General features: G+C 44.0%; 18 protein-coding genes and 1 pseudogene. 3 read left to right on the top strand and 16 right to left on the bottom strand.

Features of this window, described 5'->3' with window-relative positions; translation table 11 throughout:
* Both NYG90_RS08220 and NYG90_RS08215 read left to right on the top strand, forming a co-directional pair.
* Positions 1-120: pseudogene (locus NYG90_RS08220) on the top strand (UMP kinase); the annotation flags it as partial.
* A 10-nt stretch (positions 121-130) separates the two neighbouring features.
* Positions 131-2,548: a tetratricopeptide repeat protein gene (locus NYG90_RS08215; RefSeq protein ID WP_285264928.1), complete on the top strand. Its 2,418-nt coding sequence runs from the start codon at positions 131-133 to the stop codon at positions 2,546-2,548.
* 16 nt (positions 2,549-2,564) lie between these two features.
* Here NYG90_RS08215 and NYG90_RS08210 read toward each other — a convergent pair whose 3' ends face one another.
* The 14 genes from NYG90_RS08210 to NYG90_RS08145 all read right to left on the bottom strand — a co-directional run bounded on the left by NYG90_RS08210 (position 2,565) and on the right by NYG90_RS08145 (position 11,686).
* Positions 2,565-2,723 (bottom strand): hypothetical protein, encoded by a 159-nt coding sequence (locus NYG90_RS08210; protein WP_285257532.1) that lies wholly within the window; start codon positions 2,721-2,723, stop codon positions 2,565-2,567.
* A 34-nt stretch (positions 2,724-2,757) separates the two neighbouring features.
* Positions 2,758-3,117, bottom strand: a complete 360-nt coding sequence (locus tag NYG90_RS08205; RefSeq protein WP_285257531.1) for a hypothetical protein — start codon at positions 3,115-3,117, stop codon at positions 2,758-2,760.
* Between the two features lie 2 nt (positions 3,118-3,119).
* Complete coding sequence (locus NYG90_RS08200; protein WP_115011437.1) at positions 3,120-3,548, bottom strand: hypothetical protein; 429 nt, start codon at positions 3,546-3,548, stop codon at positions 3,120-3,122.
* A complete protein-coding gene (locus NYG90_RS08195) occupies positions 3,524-3,886 on the bottom strand; it encodes a hypothetical protein (RefSeq protein ID WP_285257530.1) in 363 nt (120 codons plus the stop codon). The genes NYG90_RS08200 and NYG90_RS08195 overlap by 25 nt, the downstream gene beginning before the upstream one ends.
* Complete coding sequence (locus tag NYG90_RS08190; RefSeq protein ID WP_285257529.1) at positions 3,887-4,675, bottom strand: hypothetical protein; 789 nt, start codon at positions 4,673-4,675, stop codon at positions 3,887-3,889.
* Positions 4,676-4,683: 8 nt separating this feature from the next.
* Positions 4,684-5,331: a hypothetical protein gene (locus NYG90_RS08185; protein WP_285257528.1), complete on the bottom strand. Its 648-nt coding sequence runs from the start codon at positions 5,329-5,331 to the stop codon at positions 4,684-4,686.
* A 123-nt stretch (positions 5,332-5,454) separates the two neighbouring features.
* Positions 5,455-5,655, bottom strand: coding sequence for a DUF4006 family protein (locus NYG90_RS08180; RefSeq protein ID WP_115011433.1), 201 nt, complete (start codon positions 5,653-5,655; stop codon positions 5,455-5,457).
* 15 nt (positions 5,656-5,670) lie between these two features.
* Positions 5,671-6,546: a cytochrome-c oxidase, cbb3-type subunit III gene (gene ccoP / locus NYG90_RS08175; RefSeq protein ID WP_115011432.1), complete on the bottom strand. Its 876-nt coding sequence runs from the start codon at positions 6,544-6,546 to the stop codon at positions 5,671-5,673.
* A complete protein-coding gene (locus NYG90_RS08170) occupies positions 6,543-6,755 on the bottom strand; it encodes a cytochrome c oxidase, cbb3-type, CcoQ subunit (protein WP_285257527.1) in 213 nt (70 codons plus the stop codon). Before NYG90_RS08170 ends, ccoP begins: the two co-directional genes overlap by 4 nt.
* Positions 6,756-6,766: 11 nt before the next feature.
* On the bottom strand, positions 6,767-7,453 hold the full coding sequence (gene ccoO, locus NYG90_RS08165; protein WP_285257526.1) for a cytochrome-c oxidase, cbb3-type subunit II: 687 nt from the start codon (positions 7,451-7,453) through the stop codon (positions 6,767-6,769).
* A gap of 17 nt (positions 7,454-7,470) precedes the next feature.
* The gene (gene ccoN / locus NYG90_RS08160) at positions 7,471-8,937 is read right to left on the bottom strand and encodes a cytochrome-c oxidase, cbb3-type subunit I (protein ID WP_115011429.1); all 1,467 of its coding nucleotides are present in this window, start codon (positions 8,935-8,937) and stop codon (positions 7,471-7,473) included.
* Between the two features lie 112 nt (positions 8,938-9,049).
* A complete protein-coding gene (locus NYG90_RS08155; RefSeq protein ID WP_285257525.1) occupies positions 9,050-10,981 on the bottom strand; it encodes a primosomal protein N' in 1,932 nt (643 codons plus the stop codon).
* Positions 10,981-11,496, bottom strand: coding sequence for a hypothetical protein (locus tag NYG90_RS08150; protein WP_285257524.1), 516 nt, complete (start codon positions 11,494-11,496; stop codon positions 10,981-10,983). The genes NYG90_RS08155 and NYG90_RS08150 overlap by 1 nt, the downstream gene beginning before the upstream one ends.
* On the bottom strand, positions 11,438-11,686 hold the full coding sequence (locus NYG90_RS08145) for a DUF904 domain-containing protein (protein WP_115011426.1): 249 nt from the start codon (positions 11,684-11,686) through the stop codon (positions 11,438-11,440). The genes NYG90_RS08150 and NYG90_RS08145 overlap by 59 nt, the downstream gene beginning before the upstream one ends.
* 80 nt (positions 11,687-11,766) lie before the next feature.
* Here NYG90_RS08145 and uvrB point away from each other — a divergent pair, with 80 nt between their 5' ends.
* Positions 11,767-13,743: an excinuclease ABC subunit UvrB gene (gene uvrB, locus NYG90_RS08140; RefSeq protein ID WP_285257523.1), complete on the top strand. Its 1,977-nt coding sequence runs from the start codon at positions 11,767-11,769 to the stop codon at positions 13,741-13,743.
* Positions 13,744-13,771: 28 nt separating this feature from the next.
* Here uvrB and NYG90_RS08135 read toward each other — a convergent pair whose 3' ends face one another.
* Both NYG90_RS08135 and gdhA read right to left on the bottom strand, forming a co-directional pair.
* Entirely contained in the window at positions 13,772-15,499 is a 1,728-nt protein-coding gene (locus tag NYG90_RS08135; protein ID WP_285264927.1) for a hypothetical protein, read from the bottom strand.
* Positions 15,500-15,503: 4 nt separating this feature from the next.
* Complete coding sequence (gene gdhA / locus NYG90_RS08130; RefSeq protein WP_115011423.1) at positions 15,504-16,856, bottom strand: NADP-specific glutamate dehydrogenase; 1,353 nt, start codon at positions 16,854-16,856, stop codon at positions 15,504-15,506.
* Positions 16,857-16,904 lie beyond the last annotated feature (48 nt).

Below are 16,904 nucleotides of genomic sequence, written 5' to 3'. Positions count from 1 at the left end.
ACAGCAATCGCCCTAGCCAAAGATAATCGCCTACCTATCATCGTGTGCAATATGTTTAAAGCAGGAAATCTCCTTGAGATCGTGCGTGATGGCAAGGGTGTGTTCTCTGTGGTGAGATAGGGGGATATGCATGATACGCTTACTTGTATGCTTATGTGGCTTTGTGGGGGCTTTATGCACTCTCTCTATGGCAAATGCCCCAGCTACGCTTGAACGCTTTGTGCCGCTGGTGCTAGAATCTAAACAGAGCAAAGCAGATGCAACTCACAATGCCAAGCCCCAAGCTACACTACCCCCGCTTAGCAAGACACCCCAAGTGCGGTTGTGGGATCTAAGTGCGCAGTATGTAGAGCAATTTTCTCCTGCGATTGCGCATTTGCGATCTCTTGCTACAACACAGGAGCAAAAAGACTTCATCAAAGCGTATGAAGTGTTTTTGCGCGTGGCATTGCTGCGCTTTGCCACAGAGTATGTGCGTGATAATGGCGGTTTGGCTGCTTTCTTAGATACAGATTCCATAGCAGAATCTAAAGTCGTTAAGCCAAAAGAAGAGCACGCACGCAAAAAGATAGAGCTTGCTTGGGAGAGCTTTTTGGCAGAGCAAAATGCCTTTATCCTAAGCTTTGGGGGAGAGTTTTTCCACTTTGTTAGCGGCTATAAGCCGACAAAGGTTTGTGTCAGCGGGGGCTGTGGGCACGAAACCGAGCTATTTAATCTTGTCAATGCTTTCCGCTCGCTTCAAAGCAAAGATTTGCAGCTGCAAGAAGTCTTGCGATATGGCACACAAGGCTTCGCGCTTTTTGCTCTAGTTGCTAGTATCCAAGATTCTGGTGAGCTATTCAAGGACTTGGGCTTTGATAGCTTGCGTGCTTATCCTAGCAAGGAGCTTAAGCCACTGATAAAGGAGCTGCAAGGCTTTGAGGATAACGCGTGGCTTGGGGCATTTGTGGGGTATTTTGCGCACGAGTATCTTTCCAGACTCTACCGCGCTAAATATCTCTTGCGCATTTACACACAAAAAAGCAAAACCAAGCAGATCCTAGAATCTATGGCACAAGATGGGCTTGCCCCCTGCCTAGATTCTACCATTTTGCCAAAGCAAGCTCAAAAGCTCTGCGAGCAAAGCGCGCATATAGCACAGAGTGATTTGCCAGATATGGTAATGGGCAATCGAGTCTTTTTCCTGCAAGATAGGCAAAATTGCCTAGAGCTATACTATGAGCAAGATAAGGCACATTTGCGCCTTATCCCAAGCCCCACAAGCACCAGCGCGATATGTCAAACGCTCCAAAAAAGCGCGCAAAAGCTTGCGCAAGAATCGCTAGAAGAATCACTGCAAGACCCTGCGCCGCCTGCTCCAACGCCCACAGACTTCGCGCTATCCCCTAAGCAGCAAGCAATCCTAGCGCGCATACAATCCCCAAGCTTCGCGCTTGACTTGCAAGACTTCAGCAAGCTTTCAAGTGAAAAAATCAGCGAGCTATGCCAAAAAGGCAGCATAAAGGCGTGCCAAATCACCGCTGCTCGCACAAAAGATCTACACCTCTTGCTAGCAAATTGTAAGGCAGGGGTGGGGGAGTCTTGCGCGATGTTTAGCGAGCTAGTGCTATCAGGGCAAGCAACAAGCAAAGATGAAGCAAAGGGCAGAGATACAAAAAAGGGCGCAAAAAAGGCTAAGGGGAGTAAAGTGGGCATTGCAGAGGTGCTAGAAGCTAGCAAAAAGGGCTGTGAGCTAGGGCATAGCGGCTCGTATGCTATGCTAGGTGAGCTGCTTGCGCTAAAGCAAGAGCAGATCAAGCACTTTGCAAGCAAGGGGCTTGATGTCTCATCGCTTCCGCGTGATCTAGCCGGCTCACTGCCTTTGCTGCAAAATGCTTGCTCGCGTGGAGAGGAGCTAGGCTGCCTGGGGCTTCTCGCTCGCGCTAAAGAATATGAAGCAGCCAAGCTTGTAGATTCTGCCAAAGAGCTTGTAGCAAGTGCTTGCGCGCCATTAGAATACCTGCTAGAAGGCTGTAATAAAACAAAAGCAAATGCAATCCTAGAAGTGCAAAAGACCTTTATGCTCAAAGTGATTTATGAAGATGGCAAGCTGACAAAGGCGGATTTAGCGCAGTTTGAAAAGGTGTGCAAAGATGGCTCAAATCTCGCGTGCAGGACACTTATGCGCTCTTATGATAAAGTCTATGGTAGCCCTAAGAAATATAGAGATAGCCTGCGTGCGGTAGCCGAGCTTGCTTGCGCGCGTGATGATAGCGAGAGCTGTGCTGTGCTAGCTGGGCTAGAATCTAGGAAGCCAGAATCTAAAGGAAGCGTTGAGCAAGCCCAGCTCTATAAAAAGGCGTGTGATGTGCTTGAGATTGAGCGCGCGGGCTATATGGATAGATTGCGCCTAAATAGCTATGCGAGCTGCTCGAAAGTGGGCGATGCGTATTGGCTAGGCAGGGGAGTGGCGAGAGATAAGCAAAAAGCGCAGATCTACTACTACCAAGCCTGTGAGAATGGCGAAGATGGCGCGTGCGATAAGCTGCGCTCCACACTTGCCAAATAAGTGCAGAATGCCATTGCTATACTTGGGCTTTAGTAATGGCACGATCACTAATCCACCGCCTTTGACACTGATGTGGCTTAGAATCTACTTTATTATGTTGTGTGCTTGTGGCTGCTAAAAGTCTTGTCGCGCTTTTTGCCACGCTTCTGCTAGCATAGAATCCGCGATAACGCATAAGCTGGATTCTAGGAAAACATTACCAAGCAGTGCTATGGTAAAGCGATGTCTTTTGTGCTGCGCAAAATCTGTCCGGTGCGGCGATTTATGGCTTCGATATACAAAAACACCCTATCACCAACAATCTCAAATCCGCCCTTATAATCATCATCTAGCACAAAATCTCCAGAAGCAATCTGTGCAGCGTGGCAAAGCTTAGCTACTTGCTCAAGACTTTGTAGATATAAAGCCCCTTGGAATTTTATGTGCGAGTTTGTGAGCCTATCTAGTGTAATGCCTGTGCTTGTGCGAAGGCTTGTGAGAAAAAAGCCAATAAGTAGCAAAAGCATAATGGCATATAGCAAGGCATACGCTTTTGATGTGGATTTATAAGATGATCGCAACGCACCCATAGCTACCGCAGCCAGCCTACACGATTGACACAAAATATCTTGTGAGACAGATTTGTGCATATATCTATGCTAAAGGCGTTATTGGGCAAGGATTTCACATCAAATCGTGTAATATCTTGCCCCAGCAGCACGCCATCAAGGAATATTGAATGATCGCGCAAAATGATCGTGTGCGATCCGCTCTGCAGGGTAGAATCCACAAATGTAAAGCTAGATTCTGTCTCTAAATGATTGCGGATAATATCGGCGGTATTGGATAGGGAGATTTGCGCGAGAGCTATGCTGCTTTTTGCTATGGATTGTCTTTGGAGTGAGAGAGCTACTTGCACAAGCGTGATAACAATAAGCGATAAAATCACGATACCAAACACTAGCTCTAGTAGCACAAATGCTCGCGCGTGGCTAGCTATGGTGTGCTTGACTTGTCGCATACTTGTGGGATAAAGAGCTTAAAGGTGCTTTGAGACTGCGTAGTGCTAAAAAGCTCACCTTGGCAAGAAAGTCCATCGCTACCGACTATGATATGCGGTGCTGGTGCGATTTTGGATTCTAGCTCTTGGAGTGCTTTTTCTTGCACGACATCTAGCTCAGCTACGGGCAATTCCGCGGTCATTGATCGCTCACGATAAAAATGCGCCAAAATCCCAAACGCCACGCCAATAACCACAAGCGCAAACACAAGCTCCACCATCACAAACGCACAAAGCACCTGTGTGGCAGTTTTGCGCGCTTGCAAGCTAGGGGCTTTAGCGAATCTTTGGGCTAGCATTTAGCGTGCTTTGACTTGGCTATCGGTATGTATTTGAGGCTTTGGCATACTGAAAAATTCCTTTTCTAGCACGACAAAAAGATCCCTATGCTCCTGCGTATTCCCTTGAGATTGAGTGTCTTGAGCAGTTTGAGCTATCTTACCTGTAATCTGCAAAGCAACAATCCACCGCCCCTCTGCCTCTATCTCAAACGATGGGCTTACAAATACCTGCTCCTTTGGGTCAAAAAGCATTGTGCCAATGAGAATCTGCCCTCCCTTATGCTCTGGCACACTCTTGCTAAATGATCCACTGCTAGAATCATAAATATGCACTTCTAATTCTTTGGGATCGCCTATTTTTTGCATAAAGACCTGAATGCGCAAATCTTGCAGGTCATTAGATTTATGATCTAGTGTATCTGCAAGCAAATAGAGTGTATTAAGCTGTTTGATGAGCAAGATATTTGGCGAGTTATTTTCTACTTTATCACGATGAGAAGCACGAAAATAAGGGGAGCTAGGCTTTAGGATACTATCTTTTGTGGGTTTGGTATTTGCTTGGAGATAAAAGTCATAATACTCTTGCAGCGTATCAGTGTCTTCTAAAAGCTGATTGATCGCACTATCTGTGTCGGTATGCTTCTGGAAAAATGAGCGATCATCATAGACTGGATGTTTTACAGAAATATACACAGAGATACAAATCAAAATAATGCCGATAAATATCGCTAGCAAAATACCATAGGGCCATAAATTACGCGCCTTAGTTGTGCTGGAGTCTTGTGGGCTGATGGGATTTGGTTTCATACTCTCTCCTAGGAAGAAGGTTTTTTACGAGAAAATTGAGCAAGCACAAAAAGTCCAAGCAAAATAAGCAACATAGCATAGAGAATAAAGCGCACAAAAAAACGCACGCCTTGCTCATCTGTGCTAATACTATGCTCAAACTTTATGTCATAGTGGCGAGCAATGATGTCTGTGATCTCAGCATAGCCATTGAGCAAAATCGCAGAAAGTCGCTCGGGCGTGATGTCTTGCTCTTTTTCTGGGATAAGTGGTGCCATATAGTCAAAATACACAGAATCCAATACTTTAGCACTAAGAAATGCCTGCAAATCATCACTACTAACAAGATCGAATTTTCTTTCTTGCACAAACAAAGACAAGACAACATACGGCTCTGGCAATCGCGAATAAAATGTCGCTTGATAATCTTTACGCGCTTGTTTTGTTGGATACCTTGGAGAGATAGAGATCTCATCGATAATATCGATATAGATTTTAATGCCTGTTTTTTGAAAAATTTCTGCCGAGAGAAGCCGTATGATCTCTTGTGTCTTTGGCACGAGAGTTTGATGTGTATTGCCGATGATGTAGCCACTAGATATTGGGCTACCGACATCAGCATATAATAGGGGGGCAACAAACAGCGCAAAGACAATGCGCTTAAAAAAAGGCTTCAAGCTATTCCTTAAACAAGATGCAAAAGCCCATCGGGAATAAAAGCAATAGCAATAGAAACAACACCCAAAACAACCAGCAAAGCACCTAATAATTTTTCTGCTGCAGTAAACATAGATTCTCCTTTATTGTGCATCTTGGAAGAAGTTTTTATTTTCCACGCTTTGTGCCTTGATACCCTTGTAGTCCTTAAACTCATAGTAATTTTGCGCGTTGGCACTTTGCACACTTACAGCAACATAGCCAAAACCAATCGCAAGAACAACGACAAGCACAACAGCCACCAAATATCCCAAAAGCCCATTTATACCAAATAGTCCATTCATCACCTACTCCTTTACTTAGTCATTAACTTGTAGCGAGTTGATATAAGCAGTCAATGCCTCAACTTGTCTTTCGCTAAAGTTTGCGTAATTGAAAGATGGCATCTTGCCTATGAAGCCTTTCTTGCCATTTTTCAAGACTTGCTCTACAAGCACATAGTCTCCATAAGTATTGAGATTTGAAGCAAAGCCTTCTATGCCATTTGCATTACCGCTTCCATCGTTGGCGTGGCAAGTGGCGCAAACATTTTGATACACAACTTTGCCTGCTTCTACATCAGCTTGTGAATACTTTGTAGATTTGCTAGGAGAAAAAGTCTTCATCACATACGCTGCAACTTGTCGTTTTTCATCATCGCTAGTAAGAAGCCCCGGTGGCATCTCTCCAGCGATATAATTAAGCCCTTTGCTACCCACATCAATAGTATGGATAATGCCCTCTTCTTTACCCCAAGCGCGAAGGTTTTGTGCTTGACCATTGATGCCTTCTGCATTAAGCCCGTGGCATTGAGAGCACTGCACCAAAAAGATTCCTTCCCCCATATCGATTTTATCTTCAGGGGTTAGATTCTGCCATTGCTGCTCAAACTTCTCGCTGTTAGCTTTGACTTCTTCATTGTATTGCCCAATTTGCGAGAAACTCTTTAGCGGATAACCAAAAAACATATACCAAAATCCCCAAACAATAAGCAGCATAAAAATCACAAGCCAGCCCATAGGGATATTATTTTTAAACTCCTTGATCCCATCCCAATCGTGTTCTGTCAATTCCCCATCGTTTTTGGCTGTTTTCATTTTTTTGACATAAAAACCAACCACATAGATAGTAATCACCAAAATAGCTAACGCACCCAATAAAGCAATAATATTGACACTATCACTCAACCAATTCATCTCTGCTCCTTTTCTGTAATTCTAGGCTCTATAAGATCATCATTTAGATCATCTCGCACAGCCAACTCACCATACTTCTCATAATCGCGGATACCACGCTCTTGGCGTCTCCACATAGAAACTGCATAAGAATACAAAAACACGATAAGAAAGATCGTTACGACAAAATATACGCCTGCTCGTAAATATTCTATAGTTTCAGCTTCCATATCAACCCCGCTTATTTTGTCCTACGCGCTTGCCCCAAGCTATTAAGATAAGCGATCAATGCCACAATCTCTTTCACTTCGCCTTTTTCCAAAGCTTCTTTGATTTCTTGAGATTTCATATCATCGACAATTGCTTGGGCTTCTTGCAGGTAGATTTTCTTAGCTTCTTCAATATCTTCCCCAATGGCAACGCCACCTTCTGTGTTATACGGCACAGCAAAAACTTTCATCTGTGTATAAGCCTCAGCATACGCTGTCTCAAAATCCGCATTTTTGGCATAGAGATGTTTATATGCTGGCATTATAGAAGCAGGGACAACACTTTTAGGATCAAGCATATGCTTTTCGTGCCAATCTGTTGTTCTGCTATCACCAATACGATGAAGATCTGGACCCGTGCGCTTAGATCCCCACAAGAATGGGCGATCATAAGCATACTCGCCATTTATGCTTGCCATACCATAACGATCAGTTTCTGCTAAAAATGGGCGAATAAGCTGTGAATGGCAGTTATAACAACCCTCATTAATATAAACTTGTCGCCCTGCAGTCTCTAGCAGAGAGTAAGGCTTAAGCCCAACAAGAGGGCGTGAAGACTTAGAAAAGTCTGGGAGAATCTCCACCAACCCAGCGATAGAAAATACGATCAAAAACGCCACCGTGAAAAAGAATGGATTCTTTTCTAACCAACTAAACATATTTTCTCCTTACACGCTTATGCAGCCATAGGTGAGGCTGATTTAGGCTCACTCTCTAGTTGTCTTGCTGCTGTGATAGTCATTATGACATTGTAGATAAACATCACAAAACCAATAAGATACATTGTCCCACCAATTGCTCGTATCAAATAGTATGGGAATAGCACGCTTACTGTATCGATAAATTGATAAGCAAGATAGCCATTTTGATCCACATCTCTCCACATCATACCCTGTGTGATACCAGCGATCCACATACTTGAGAAGTAGAATACAATACCAATTGTCATAATCCAAAATTGTATATCCATAATCTTGCGTGAGTAAATTTCTCGCTTATACATTCTAGGAAGCATATGATAAGAAGCTGCAATAATGGTAAATCCTACCCAGCCTAGCACACCATCATGCACATGCCCAACAATCCAATCCGTAAAGTGTGCAAGTGCATTGACAGATTTGATAGATTGAATCGGTCCTTCAAGAGTGGAGAGCATATAGAATGTAGCAGCTAGCATAAGGAATTTTATCAATGGTGATTCTTTAAGCTGATGCCATTGCCCACGCATAGTAAGTAGCATATTAACTGCAGTCCCCCAAGAAGGCAGAATCAAAATCACAGAAAACACCATACCAAGCGTTTGCACCCAATCAGGCACGGTGGAGTAGATCACATGGTGCCCACCTGCCCAAATATAGATAAACATCAAGCTCCAAAATGAGAACAAAGTAAGTTTATAAGAAAATATACTCTGCCCTGATTCTTTTGGCAAGAAATAATACATCACACCAATGATCCCAGATGTGAAAACAAATGCCACGGCATTGTGTCCCCACCACCACTGGATAAGCGCATCATTGCTTCCTGCATAGAGTGAAATTGAGTGCCAAATACTCCCTGTCCCAGCGACAAAATAAGTAGGAATAGCAAGGTTGTTAAAGATAAAAAGCACAGCAATCGCAGTAAAAGTAGCGATGAAATACCACAGAGAAATATAAATCACATTTTCTCTGCGCACACCCATAGAGCCAAACATACTAACACCCCAAAGCACCCAAACCACAACTACAAGCAAGTCAAGTGGCCACGCTAGCTCCGCATACTCCTTAGACTGCGTAATCCCAGCAAACAATGTAATAACCGCTAGCACAAGCAGTGCGATATAGATCCAAAAATGCGCCAAGCCCACAAATTTCAAAAACGGATGTTGATGATAAGTGATCTTAAGCACCCTTTGCCCCAAATAATACCAAGCTGCCCAAATCCCACTTAGCGTGAAACCATAAATAATCCCATTTGTGTGTAATGGTCGCAATCTACCAAAAATACCATATTCACCAGCAATATAGTTTAGATCTGGAAACGCCAACTGAAACGCAAGAACTACACCAATAAGCATACCGATAAACCCGAACGCCAAGGTGGAGTATAAAAACAATTTTGCTATAGAATAGTCATATTCTAAGACCGCATTGCTCTGCATTTTCTCTCCTTTTTGTAAGAAATTGCGATTATTCTAGCTTATTTTTCCCTTTTGTAGTCTTAAATTTTGCTTTTTGGTTGGGTAAAGTTAATCTTTGATTAACCAAATATCCCTATAGCGTATCAATGCAATCAATATCGACTTCCAAGTCGCCCAAACTCTCTAACACACGCAAAATATCACTATGCTTTTGGGCGTGCAATAAAATATGAAATCGCCACTTGCCCGCTATGCGCTCAATCGCATTTGCCCCATACCCTAGGATTGTAGCCGCGCTCTCGCTGCGCTGCTGCAAAGCTTGCAAAATTGCCAGCATATTCTCTTGCGCTTTTGCTTGAGAGCGATGATCGCAATGGATCATAGCAAGCCGCTTAAAGGGCGGATACGCCGTGCTGCGATGCATAAGCTCCCATTGTAAAAACACCTCATAATCGTCCAAAAATCCTTTAAGCCACTCACTTTGCAAGCTTTGGATAAATACCCTGCCATTATCTTTGCGCCCAGTGCGTCCAGCGATTTGATGTAGCAAGCTCACCCCTCGCTCAAGGCTACGAAAATCCCCACCCTGCAAGATATAATCAATCCCCACCACACCCACAAATGCGACATTGTGATAATCGTGCCCTTTGCTTAACATTTGCGTGCCTACAAGAATATCAATCTCCCTAGACTTAAACGCACTAAGCACATCTGTAAGCTTCTTTGCTGTGGTAATATGATCTCGATCAAATATGCTAATCCTTGCTTGCGGATAGAGCTCTTGCAAATCAGCAGCAACCTGTGCTGTGCCAATGCGTTTGTTTGAAAGATTGTTTCCTTTACATTCAGGGCAAAGATTGGGCAACACCTCTTTATAATCACAATAATGACAACATAGCATATCACGCGATAAATGCACGCTCATATTCACACTGCAAAATGGACAAACAAAGCCATAGCCACACTCCAAGCATAGCAATGCCTTAAAATTCGCGCGTGTAGGGACAAAGATGATAGCTTGCTTTTGCTGCTTTAGCACAGCTTTTATATGCTGCTGTAAGTTATAGCTTAGTTGTGCAAAAGTGGATTCTAGGATAAATTCTTTTTGTGCGCGGTAGAATCCACCTTTTAAGCGGAAAAGATAGTCGCCATCTTTGGCGCGTTTGTAGCTTGTAAGGCTTGGGGTAGCAGAGCCTAGCACGACTTTAATGCCCGCCTGCCTGCTAAGCAAGATAGCCAGATCCCTAGCATTGTAGCGTGGATTACTCATTGATTTATACGCATCATCGTGCTCTTCATCGACAATGATTACCCCAAGGCGTGCAAGCGGTAAAAATAGCGCGCTTCTGGCTCCGGCGATGATTTTTATCTGCTGATTATGCAAGCCTTGTAGAATCTGCTTTTTCTTACTCGGGGTGATTTTGCTATGCCAGAGTGCCACGCAATCCCCAAACACATTCTGCAGTCTTGCTAAAGTCTGTGGAGTTAGAGCAATTTCTGGCATAAGAAACAAGGCGGCTTTATCGCGACATAAAGCTTGTGCTATGCAGTGGAAGTAAATCTCTGTCTTCCCAGAGCCTGTATCGCCAAAGAGCAGGCTCAAAGGCTTAGATTCTATAAATGCATAGGCTTTTTCTTGCTGGGGATTTAGACTAGGTAGCGCAGATACAATTTGCTGCTTTTGTGCCACAGAGAGCCTAGCGCATAAAGGCAGCTCACAAAATCGCAGCGCATTTGGGGCTGGAGTGTGCTTATAGGGCTTTGGTATAGAGGCAGGCGCGGGCGTGAAAGCAAGAAAGAGCTTATAGGATTCTGGCAGGCTTGCACGATAGTAGTAGGCGATAAAACGCGCTAAAAATCGCTGCACACTGCCAAAATACCCCCGCACATCAAGAATATCTTTACAAGTAAAATCTGGTGCTTGTGTCTGTGTAATCACTACGCCATCATAGATTTTCTTACGCACCTCTATGCCTACAAGCGTGCCGGGTAGAAGCGGTGTCCTAGCCGTGTAGGTGAGTAAAGGCGAGCGCACCCCAAGCGGTGCGATATGGTAGAAAAACATTAGGCTATGGTGTCTTTGTGCGCGAGATGCTCTTGTGTGCTAGGAAGCTCATCAAACAAGCTTATCGCTCTCTGCGTGGATATAGGCATATCAAGCGTTTTGTGAGATTGATAAATATCGCGTGCAGAATCTTGCTTGATTGTTTCTTGCGATACTTGCTCTTGTTTTTCTTGGGCTATTTCTTCTTTGACTATTTCCTCTTGCAATGCTTCTTGTTTGGCTTGCTCTAATAATGCGTGCTTTTGCATACTCATATCAATCCTAGAATCCACTTTTTGGATTCTATACTCTAGCTCGCATTTTTTATGCACGACATCTAAATACGCCCGCAAAAGTGCGAGCAGATCCGTATCGCCCTTGTTGGCAAATAGCTCGCGTATTTCTTTGTTTGCTTGCTCATTGTAGCCCTTAAGCGATATGCCAAAGCCTCTCCCAGAGATCCGCACCTCTAGCTGCTCATTCATCATCTGCCTTTGGAGTTTGCTTGCTTGCAAGCGTGGTGGAGATTTTGTCATACAAGGATTCTACGGCGCGATCGCGATTGCCGATCTCTTCATAAAGTGCAGAGATTTGCAGATCTTTTTGGCTGGACTCTGCTTTGAGTGTGTTTAGCTCCTTGCGCAAGGATTCTAGCTCGATCATCGCGCTATCATAGGCAGCAAGCAGAGCGGAGATTTTTTCTTCAAGTTGGGTGATTGATGGCATTGGTGTTCCTTAAAGAAATGGTATGCATTATAGACACTTAGCTATAATTGTAACCAATTTTTCTCTAAAGGCTATCCCAAATGGCGCAATTTCTCCTACACTCTCCCTACTCTCCAGCAGGCGATCAGCCTCAAGCCATCGCAAAAATCACAGATTCTATCGCACGGGGTGCGAAGTATTCCACGCTTGTGGGCGTTACAGGCAGTGGGAAAACTTACACGATGGCAAATATCATCGCAAAGCTCAATCTCCCCACACTCATAATGACACACAATAAAACCCTAGCCGCCCAGCTATATAGCGAGTTTAAGGGCTTTTTCCCTAACAATAAAGTGGAGTATTTCATCAGCCACTTTGATTATTATCAGCCAGAAGCCTATATCCCACGCCGAGATTTGTTTATAGAAAAGGATTCTAGTATTAACGATGACTTAGAGCGGCTACGGCTTTCAGCCACGACTTCACTGCTAGCCTATGATGATGTGATTGTGATAGCTTCAGTATCAGCAAACTATGGGCTAGGCAATCCGCAAGAATATCTCACAATGATAGAAAAAATAGAAGCAAGACAGGAGCGAAGCTACAAAGCCTTGCTGACCAAGCTTGTGGATATGGGATATACCCGTAATGATGTGGTGTTTGAGCGGGGTAACTTCCGCGTAAATGGCGAGAGTATTGATGTGTTTCCTGCGTATAATGAGAGGGAGTTTGTGCGGATAGAGTTTTTTGGCGATGAGGTAGAATCCATTAGTATATGGGACGAGCTAGAGCGAGTCAAAATCCGCGATACACAAAGTATCGTGCTCTATGCGGCAAATCAGTTTATCGTAGGAGCAAATCGCTTGCAGCAGGCTTTGAGCAATATTGAAGCAGAGCTGGATTCTAGGCTTGCGGAATTTGAGAGAGCAGATAAAATGGTGGAATACACAAGGCTAAAGGGGCGCACGGAGTTTGATTTAGAGATGATTAGAGAATCAGGCATTTGTAAGGGGATTGAAAACTACGCAAGACATCTTACAGGCAAAGCCCCGGGGGAGACGCCCTACTCTTTGCTAGATTATTTTGAGCAAAAGGGCAGACCCTATCTCATCATCGTTGATGAATCTCATGTGAGTTTGCCGCAATTTGGCGGAATGTATGCAGGCGATAGAAGCCGCAAGGAAGTGCTTGTGGAATACGGCTTCCGCCTGCCTAGCGCGCTGGATAATCGCCCCTTGCGCTTTGATGAGTTTATTAACAAAGCTCCACATTTTCTCTTTGTCTCTGCTACGCCCGCAAAGCTAGAGCTAGAGCTTAGTCAAAGTCATATTGCCGAGCAGATTATCCGCCCCACAGGGCTTTTAGATCCGCTCTATGAAGTGCGAGATAGTGATAATCAAGTGCTTGATTTATATGATGAGATACGCTTACGAGTAGCGAGTAATGAACGCGTGCTTATCACCACACTGACAAAAAAAATGGCAGAAGAGTTAAGCAAGTATTATGGGGAGCTTGGAATCAAGGTGCGGTATATGCATAGTGATATTGACGCCATTGAGCGAAACCACCTTATCCGCTCACTGCGGCTAGGGGAGTTTGATGTGCTTATTGGGATAAATCTCTTGCGTGAGGGGCTAGATTTACCAGAAGTGAGCCTTATCGCCATAATGGACGCGGATAAGGAAGGATTCTTGCGGAGTGAAACAAGCCTCATTCAAACAATGGGGAGAGCAGCTAGGAATGTCAATGGCAAGGTGATTTTATATGCGAAAAAAATCACAGGCTCTATGCAAAGGGCATTTGACATCACAGACTATCGCCGAGCTAAACAAGAGGCATTTAACAAGGAGCATAACATCACGCCAAGAAGTGTCGCTCGCGGTGTCGAAGAAGAATTACGCCTAGAGAGCTCTAGCACACTTTATGAAAAAGCGAGCAAGCTACGCAAGCTCCCTAAAGCTGAAAAAGAAGCAATCATTAAAGACTTACAGCACAAAATGCACCAAGCCGCCAAGGCACTAGAGTTTGAAGAAGCCGCTAGAATCCGCGATGAAATCGCCAAAATCCGCACGATATAGCCATTGCTAGCACTCACTAGAATCTAGCTTAGATGGGTTTTGCGTGCTTGGTGCAGGGATTAGCGCGCATATCAATGTGATTTTGCTGCAAATATGTATCAATAGGCACGCTACGCCCCTTTGTCTCTATCGTATCGCTAATGGAAAAATACTTGATGATCTCTGCATTATCATTAGTATCTTGCATACAATACGGAGCTTTCCCATCTGTATAGAGAATATAATACGCATTTGTAGAATCTAACGCACTTAGATCAAGCAAATACTTGTGATTAAAATCAATAGCAGTATAATCGCCATTATAGATTGATGAATATAGGCTAATATCATAGTGAGCTAAAAGCTCTTTATCAATGTCTTTCTTGCTTGTTTTTTCATAAAACTGCTCATCATTAAGAGCCTTGCGCAAGGCTAGAATCTGCTTTTGTGTATGTTTGGTCATAAGTGCGCACTTTCCGCATTCAAGATAGAGAGTATCAAGAGTGTTTTCCTGCGGCAATGGAGCCTTAGAGCGCGCTACCAAAGCATATATAACACTTGTTTGTGGGATCGCATCTCGTAATTCATATAGATGAAAATCTAGCGTGATTGTATTGCACTTGTGCGTAGTGATATTAGAAGGCATATAGATGAAAGATAGCCCATCATCACTCATCGCTACATCTGGGCGATATGTGCGAATCAAATCTGGCATAGCTTGGCATTGTGGATTGGATCGCAAAAACTGCTGATATTTGGATTCTAGGATTTGGTGGAGCTTATCAAGTGTCTTACCCTTAACAAATAGCTCGCTATCTAGGGCTACGGACTTACCCTTTTGGTAATAGAGCAAATGCTTGATATTGTGCGCAAGCGTAGCAGATGATAATCCCACATAGGTGTTTTTATACATTTGCAAAAATCTCTCATCAAAAAAATCCACCCCATAGCCATAATATTGTATCCCACGAGCCTCTCTAGTAAGTTGCTTTAGCATAGCTTGTGTGATTTGCACAAAAGCAGCGTTTGCTTGGGTGCAGGATTTGGGCTCTGGGATACGCAAAAGCTTAAGATAATCCGCCATTGAAGAATTGATGATTTTTTGTATCTGGGGATCTAGCGAGCAAATACTATCAAGTCGTATGCCCCGCGTATTGGTAGAATCTATTTGTATGAAAGTATAAGCACGCGTGCTAAATGATGAGATTAAGCGCAAATTCGCGGTTGTAGGTGTGGTGGCATTGGCAATATCGCTAATGTCTTTTTGAGGCAAAAGGCTTGCTAGATTCTGGGTGATGAGCTTAGGGCTTGTCAGCTCTCCTTGCTCAAGCACTGCAGTAAAAAGCTTTTGACAATCAAGCGTGCCATTAGCCACCCCAAGCTCGTTTGTTTCTAATGTGCTGTGCAAATCGCATAAAAATCGATTGCCATTAGCTAAAAATGCCGCGCTAAGGATACGAGAATCCTGTCGTTTGATATAGAGTCTCGCACGATAGGGGCTTGGGCTTTTTGCTTTGGCTTGACGCGTAGTGGGGGAGATTGCGGTCTTAGATGTAACTTCATAGATAAGATATGTAGTGATCTCGCCATTTTGTATGGGAGCTAGTTCTATAAGCTTGCTTTCTGGGGTAGAGAGTGCTTGTGCCTCTTTAGGCGTTGCGGTGGGGTTTGACTCTTTGGAGGCACTATCATCACAGCCTAAAAACAGCCCAGCAATCCCTAGCAGCGCACACACAATACCCACGCGTGCGACAGATACTATGTGTGCTTGTGCCATAAATTTACACAACCCCTTGATCAATCATCGCATCTGCCACTTTGCGGAAGCCAGCGATATTTGCACCAAGCACAAGATTTGTAGGATCGCCAAACTCTTTTGCTGTTGCACTAGCATTAGCAAAAATGCTTTCCATAATTCTATGCAAGTGAGAATCCACCACTTCAAAGCTCCATGGATTCATACTTGCATTTTGTGCCATCTCTAGCCCACTCACTGCCACGCCTCCAGCATTTGCCGCCTTGCCCGGTCCATAGCAGATTTTCGCTTGCAAAAATAGCTCGATAGCTTCATTGGTTGAAGGCATATTAGCACCTTCGCTTACACATTTACAGCCATTTTGGAGCAGAATTTTGGCATCTTTTTGGCTTAGCTCATTTTGCGTAGCACTTGGGAATGCCGCAAAACAAGGGATAGCCCACACACCATTGCAGCCCTCTTCATACGCGCTTACAGGTGTGTATTGCGCACTCTTTTTGATCTTAGCATAGGATTCTAGGGACTCTCGCTTGACTTCTTTGATCTCTTTTAGCAATGCCACATCAATGCCTTCTTTATCATAAATCATACCCTTAGAATCGCTCGCAGTTACAGGAAGTGCGCCGACTTGATAGAGCTTCTCAATCGTGTAGATAGCCACATTGCCAGCCCCAGAAATCGTGCAGACTTTACCCTCTAAGCTCTCACCTCGCTCTTTTAGCATTTCTTGGGCGAAATACACACAGCCATAGCCGGTAGCTTCAGGGCGCACAAGTGAGCCACCCCAATTAAGTCCCTTGCCTGTCAGCACACCATCAAAGCGATTTGTCAATTTTTTATACTGCCCAAAGAGATAGCCGATCTCGCGTCCGCCTACGCCAATATCCCCAGCAGGGACATCTGTATGCGCACCGATATGGCGATAGAGCTCATTCATAAAGCTTTGGCAAAAGCGCATTACTTCATTATCACTCTTGCCCTTTGGATCAAAATCACTTCCGCCTTTACCGCCACCCATAGCAAGCGTAGTAAGAGAGTTTTTCAAAATCTGCTCAAAGCCTAGGAATTTGATCACGCCTAGATTGACACTAGGGTGGAATCTAAGCCCACCTTTGTATGGTCCAATGGCGGTATTAAACTGCACACGATAGCCATAATTTACGCAAATTTTCCCACTATCATCAACCCAAGGCACACGGAAGATGACTTGTCGCTCTGGTATGACAATACGCTCCAAAATCGCGTGCTTCTCGTATTTTTTTTCCTTATCAAATAAAGGAGCAAGCGAAATCAACACCTCCTCCACAGCCTGATGAAATTCATTTTGTGAAGGGTTCTTTTCTTTTAAAGCCGTAAGAATTCGAGTAGAGTAAGACATTGAAAGCTCCTTAAAGTATGAAATTGGAAGGCCGCGTGCATTATGCTA

Source organism: Helicobacter zhangjianzhongii, assembly GCF_030249855.1.
Classification (GTDB): domain Bacteria; phylum Campylobacterota; class Campylobacteria; order Campylobacterales; family Helicobacteraceae; genus Helicobacter_B; species Helicobacter_B zhangjianzhongii.
Note: the sequence above shows the minus strand (reverse complement) of the source record. Positions and strands in the feature narration are given on the sequence as shown.

Coding starts and splice junctions, on each gene's coding strand:
- NYG90_RS08195 (WP_285257530.1), bottom strand. CDS start 3,886: ATGCTAGCCCAAAGATTCGCTAAAGCCCCTAGCTTGCAAGCGCGCAAA.
- NYG90_RS08155 (WP_285257525.1), bottom strand. CDS start 10,981: ATGTTTTTCTACCATATCGCACCGCTTGGGGTGCGCTCGCCTTTACTC.
- NYG90_RS08145 (WP_115011426.1), bottom strand. CDS start 11,686: ATGCCATCAATCACCCAACTTGAAGAAAAAATCTCCGCTCTGCTTGCT.
- NYG90_RS08205 (WP_285257531.1), bottom strand. CDS start 3,117: ATGGGTGCGTTGCGATCATCTTATAAATCCACATCAAAAGCGTATGCC.
- NYG90_RS08135 (WP_285264927.1), bottom strand. CDS start 15,499: ATGGCACAAGCACACATAGTATCTGTCGCACGCGTGGGTATTGTGTGT.
- NYG90_RS08190 (WP_285257529.1), bottom strand. CDS start 4,675: ATGAAACCAAATCCCATCAGCCCACAAGACTCCAGCACAACTAAGGCG.
- NYG90_RS08210 (WP_285257532.1), bottom strand. CDS start 2,723: ATGCGTTATCGCGGATTCTATGCTAGCAGAAGCGTGGCAAAAAGCGCG.
- NYG90_RS08215 (WP_285264928.1), top strand. CDS start 131: ATGATACGCTTACTTGTATGCTTATGTGGCTTTGTGGGGGCTTTATGC.
- ccoN (WP_115011429.1), bottom strand. CDS start 8,937: ATGCAGAGCAATGCGGTCTTAGAATATGACTATTCTATAGCAAAATTG.
- NYG90_RS08200 (WP_115011437.1), bottom strand. CDS start 3,548: ATGCGACAAGTCAAGCACACCATAGCTAGCCACGCGCGAGCATTTGTG.
- ccoO (WP_285257526.1), bottom strand. CDS start 7,453: ATGTTTAGTTGGTTAGAAAAGAATCCATTCTTTTTCACGGTGGCGTTT.
- NYG90_RS08150 (WP_285257524.1), bottom strand. CDS start 11,496: ATGACAAAATCTCCACCACGCTTGCAAGCAAGCAAACTCCAAAGGCAG.
- gdhA (WP_115011423.1), bottom strand. CDS start 16,856: ATGTCTTACTCTACTCGAATTCTTACGGCTTTAAAAGAAAAGAACCCT.
- NYG90_RS08180 (WP_115011433.1), bottom strand. CDS start 5,655: ATGAATGGACTATTTGGTATAAATGGGCTTTTGGGATATTTGGTGGCT.
- ccoP (WP_115011432.1), bottom strand. CDS start 6,546: ATGAATTGGTTGAGTGATAGTGTCAATATTATTGCTTTATTGGGTGCG.
- uvrB (WP_285257523.1), top strand. CDS start 11,767: ATGGCGCAATTTCTCCTACACTCTCCCTACTCTCCAGCAGGCGATCAG.
- NYG90_RS08170 (WP_285257527.1), bottom strand. CDS start 6,755: ATGGAAGCTGAAACTATAGAATATTTACGAGCAGGCGTATATTTTGTC.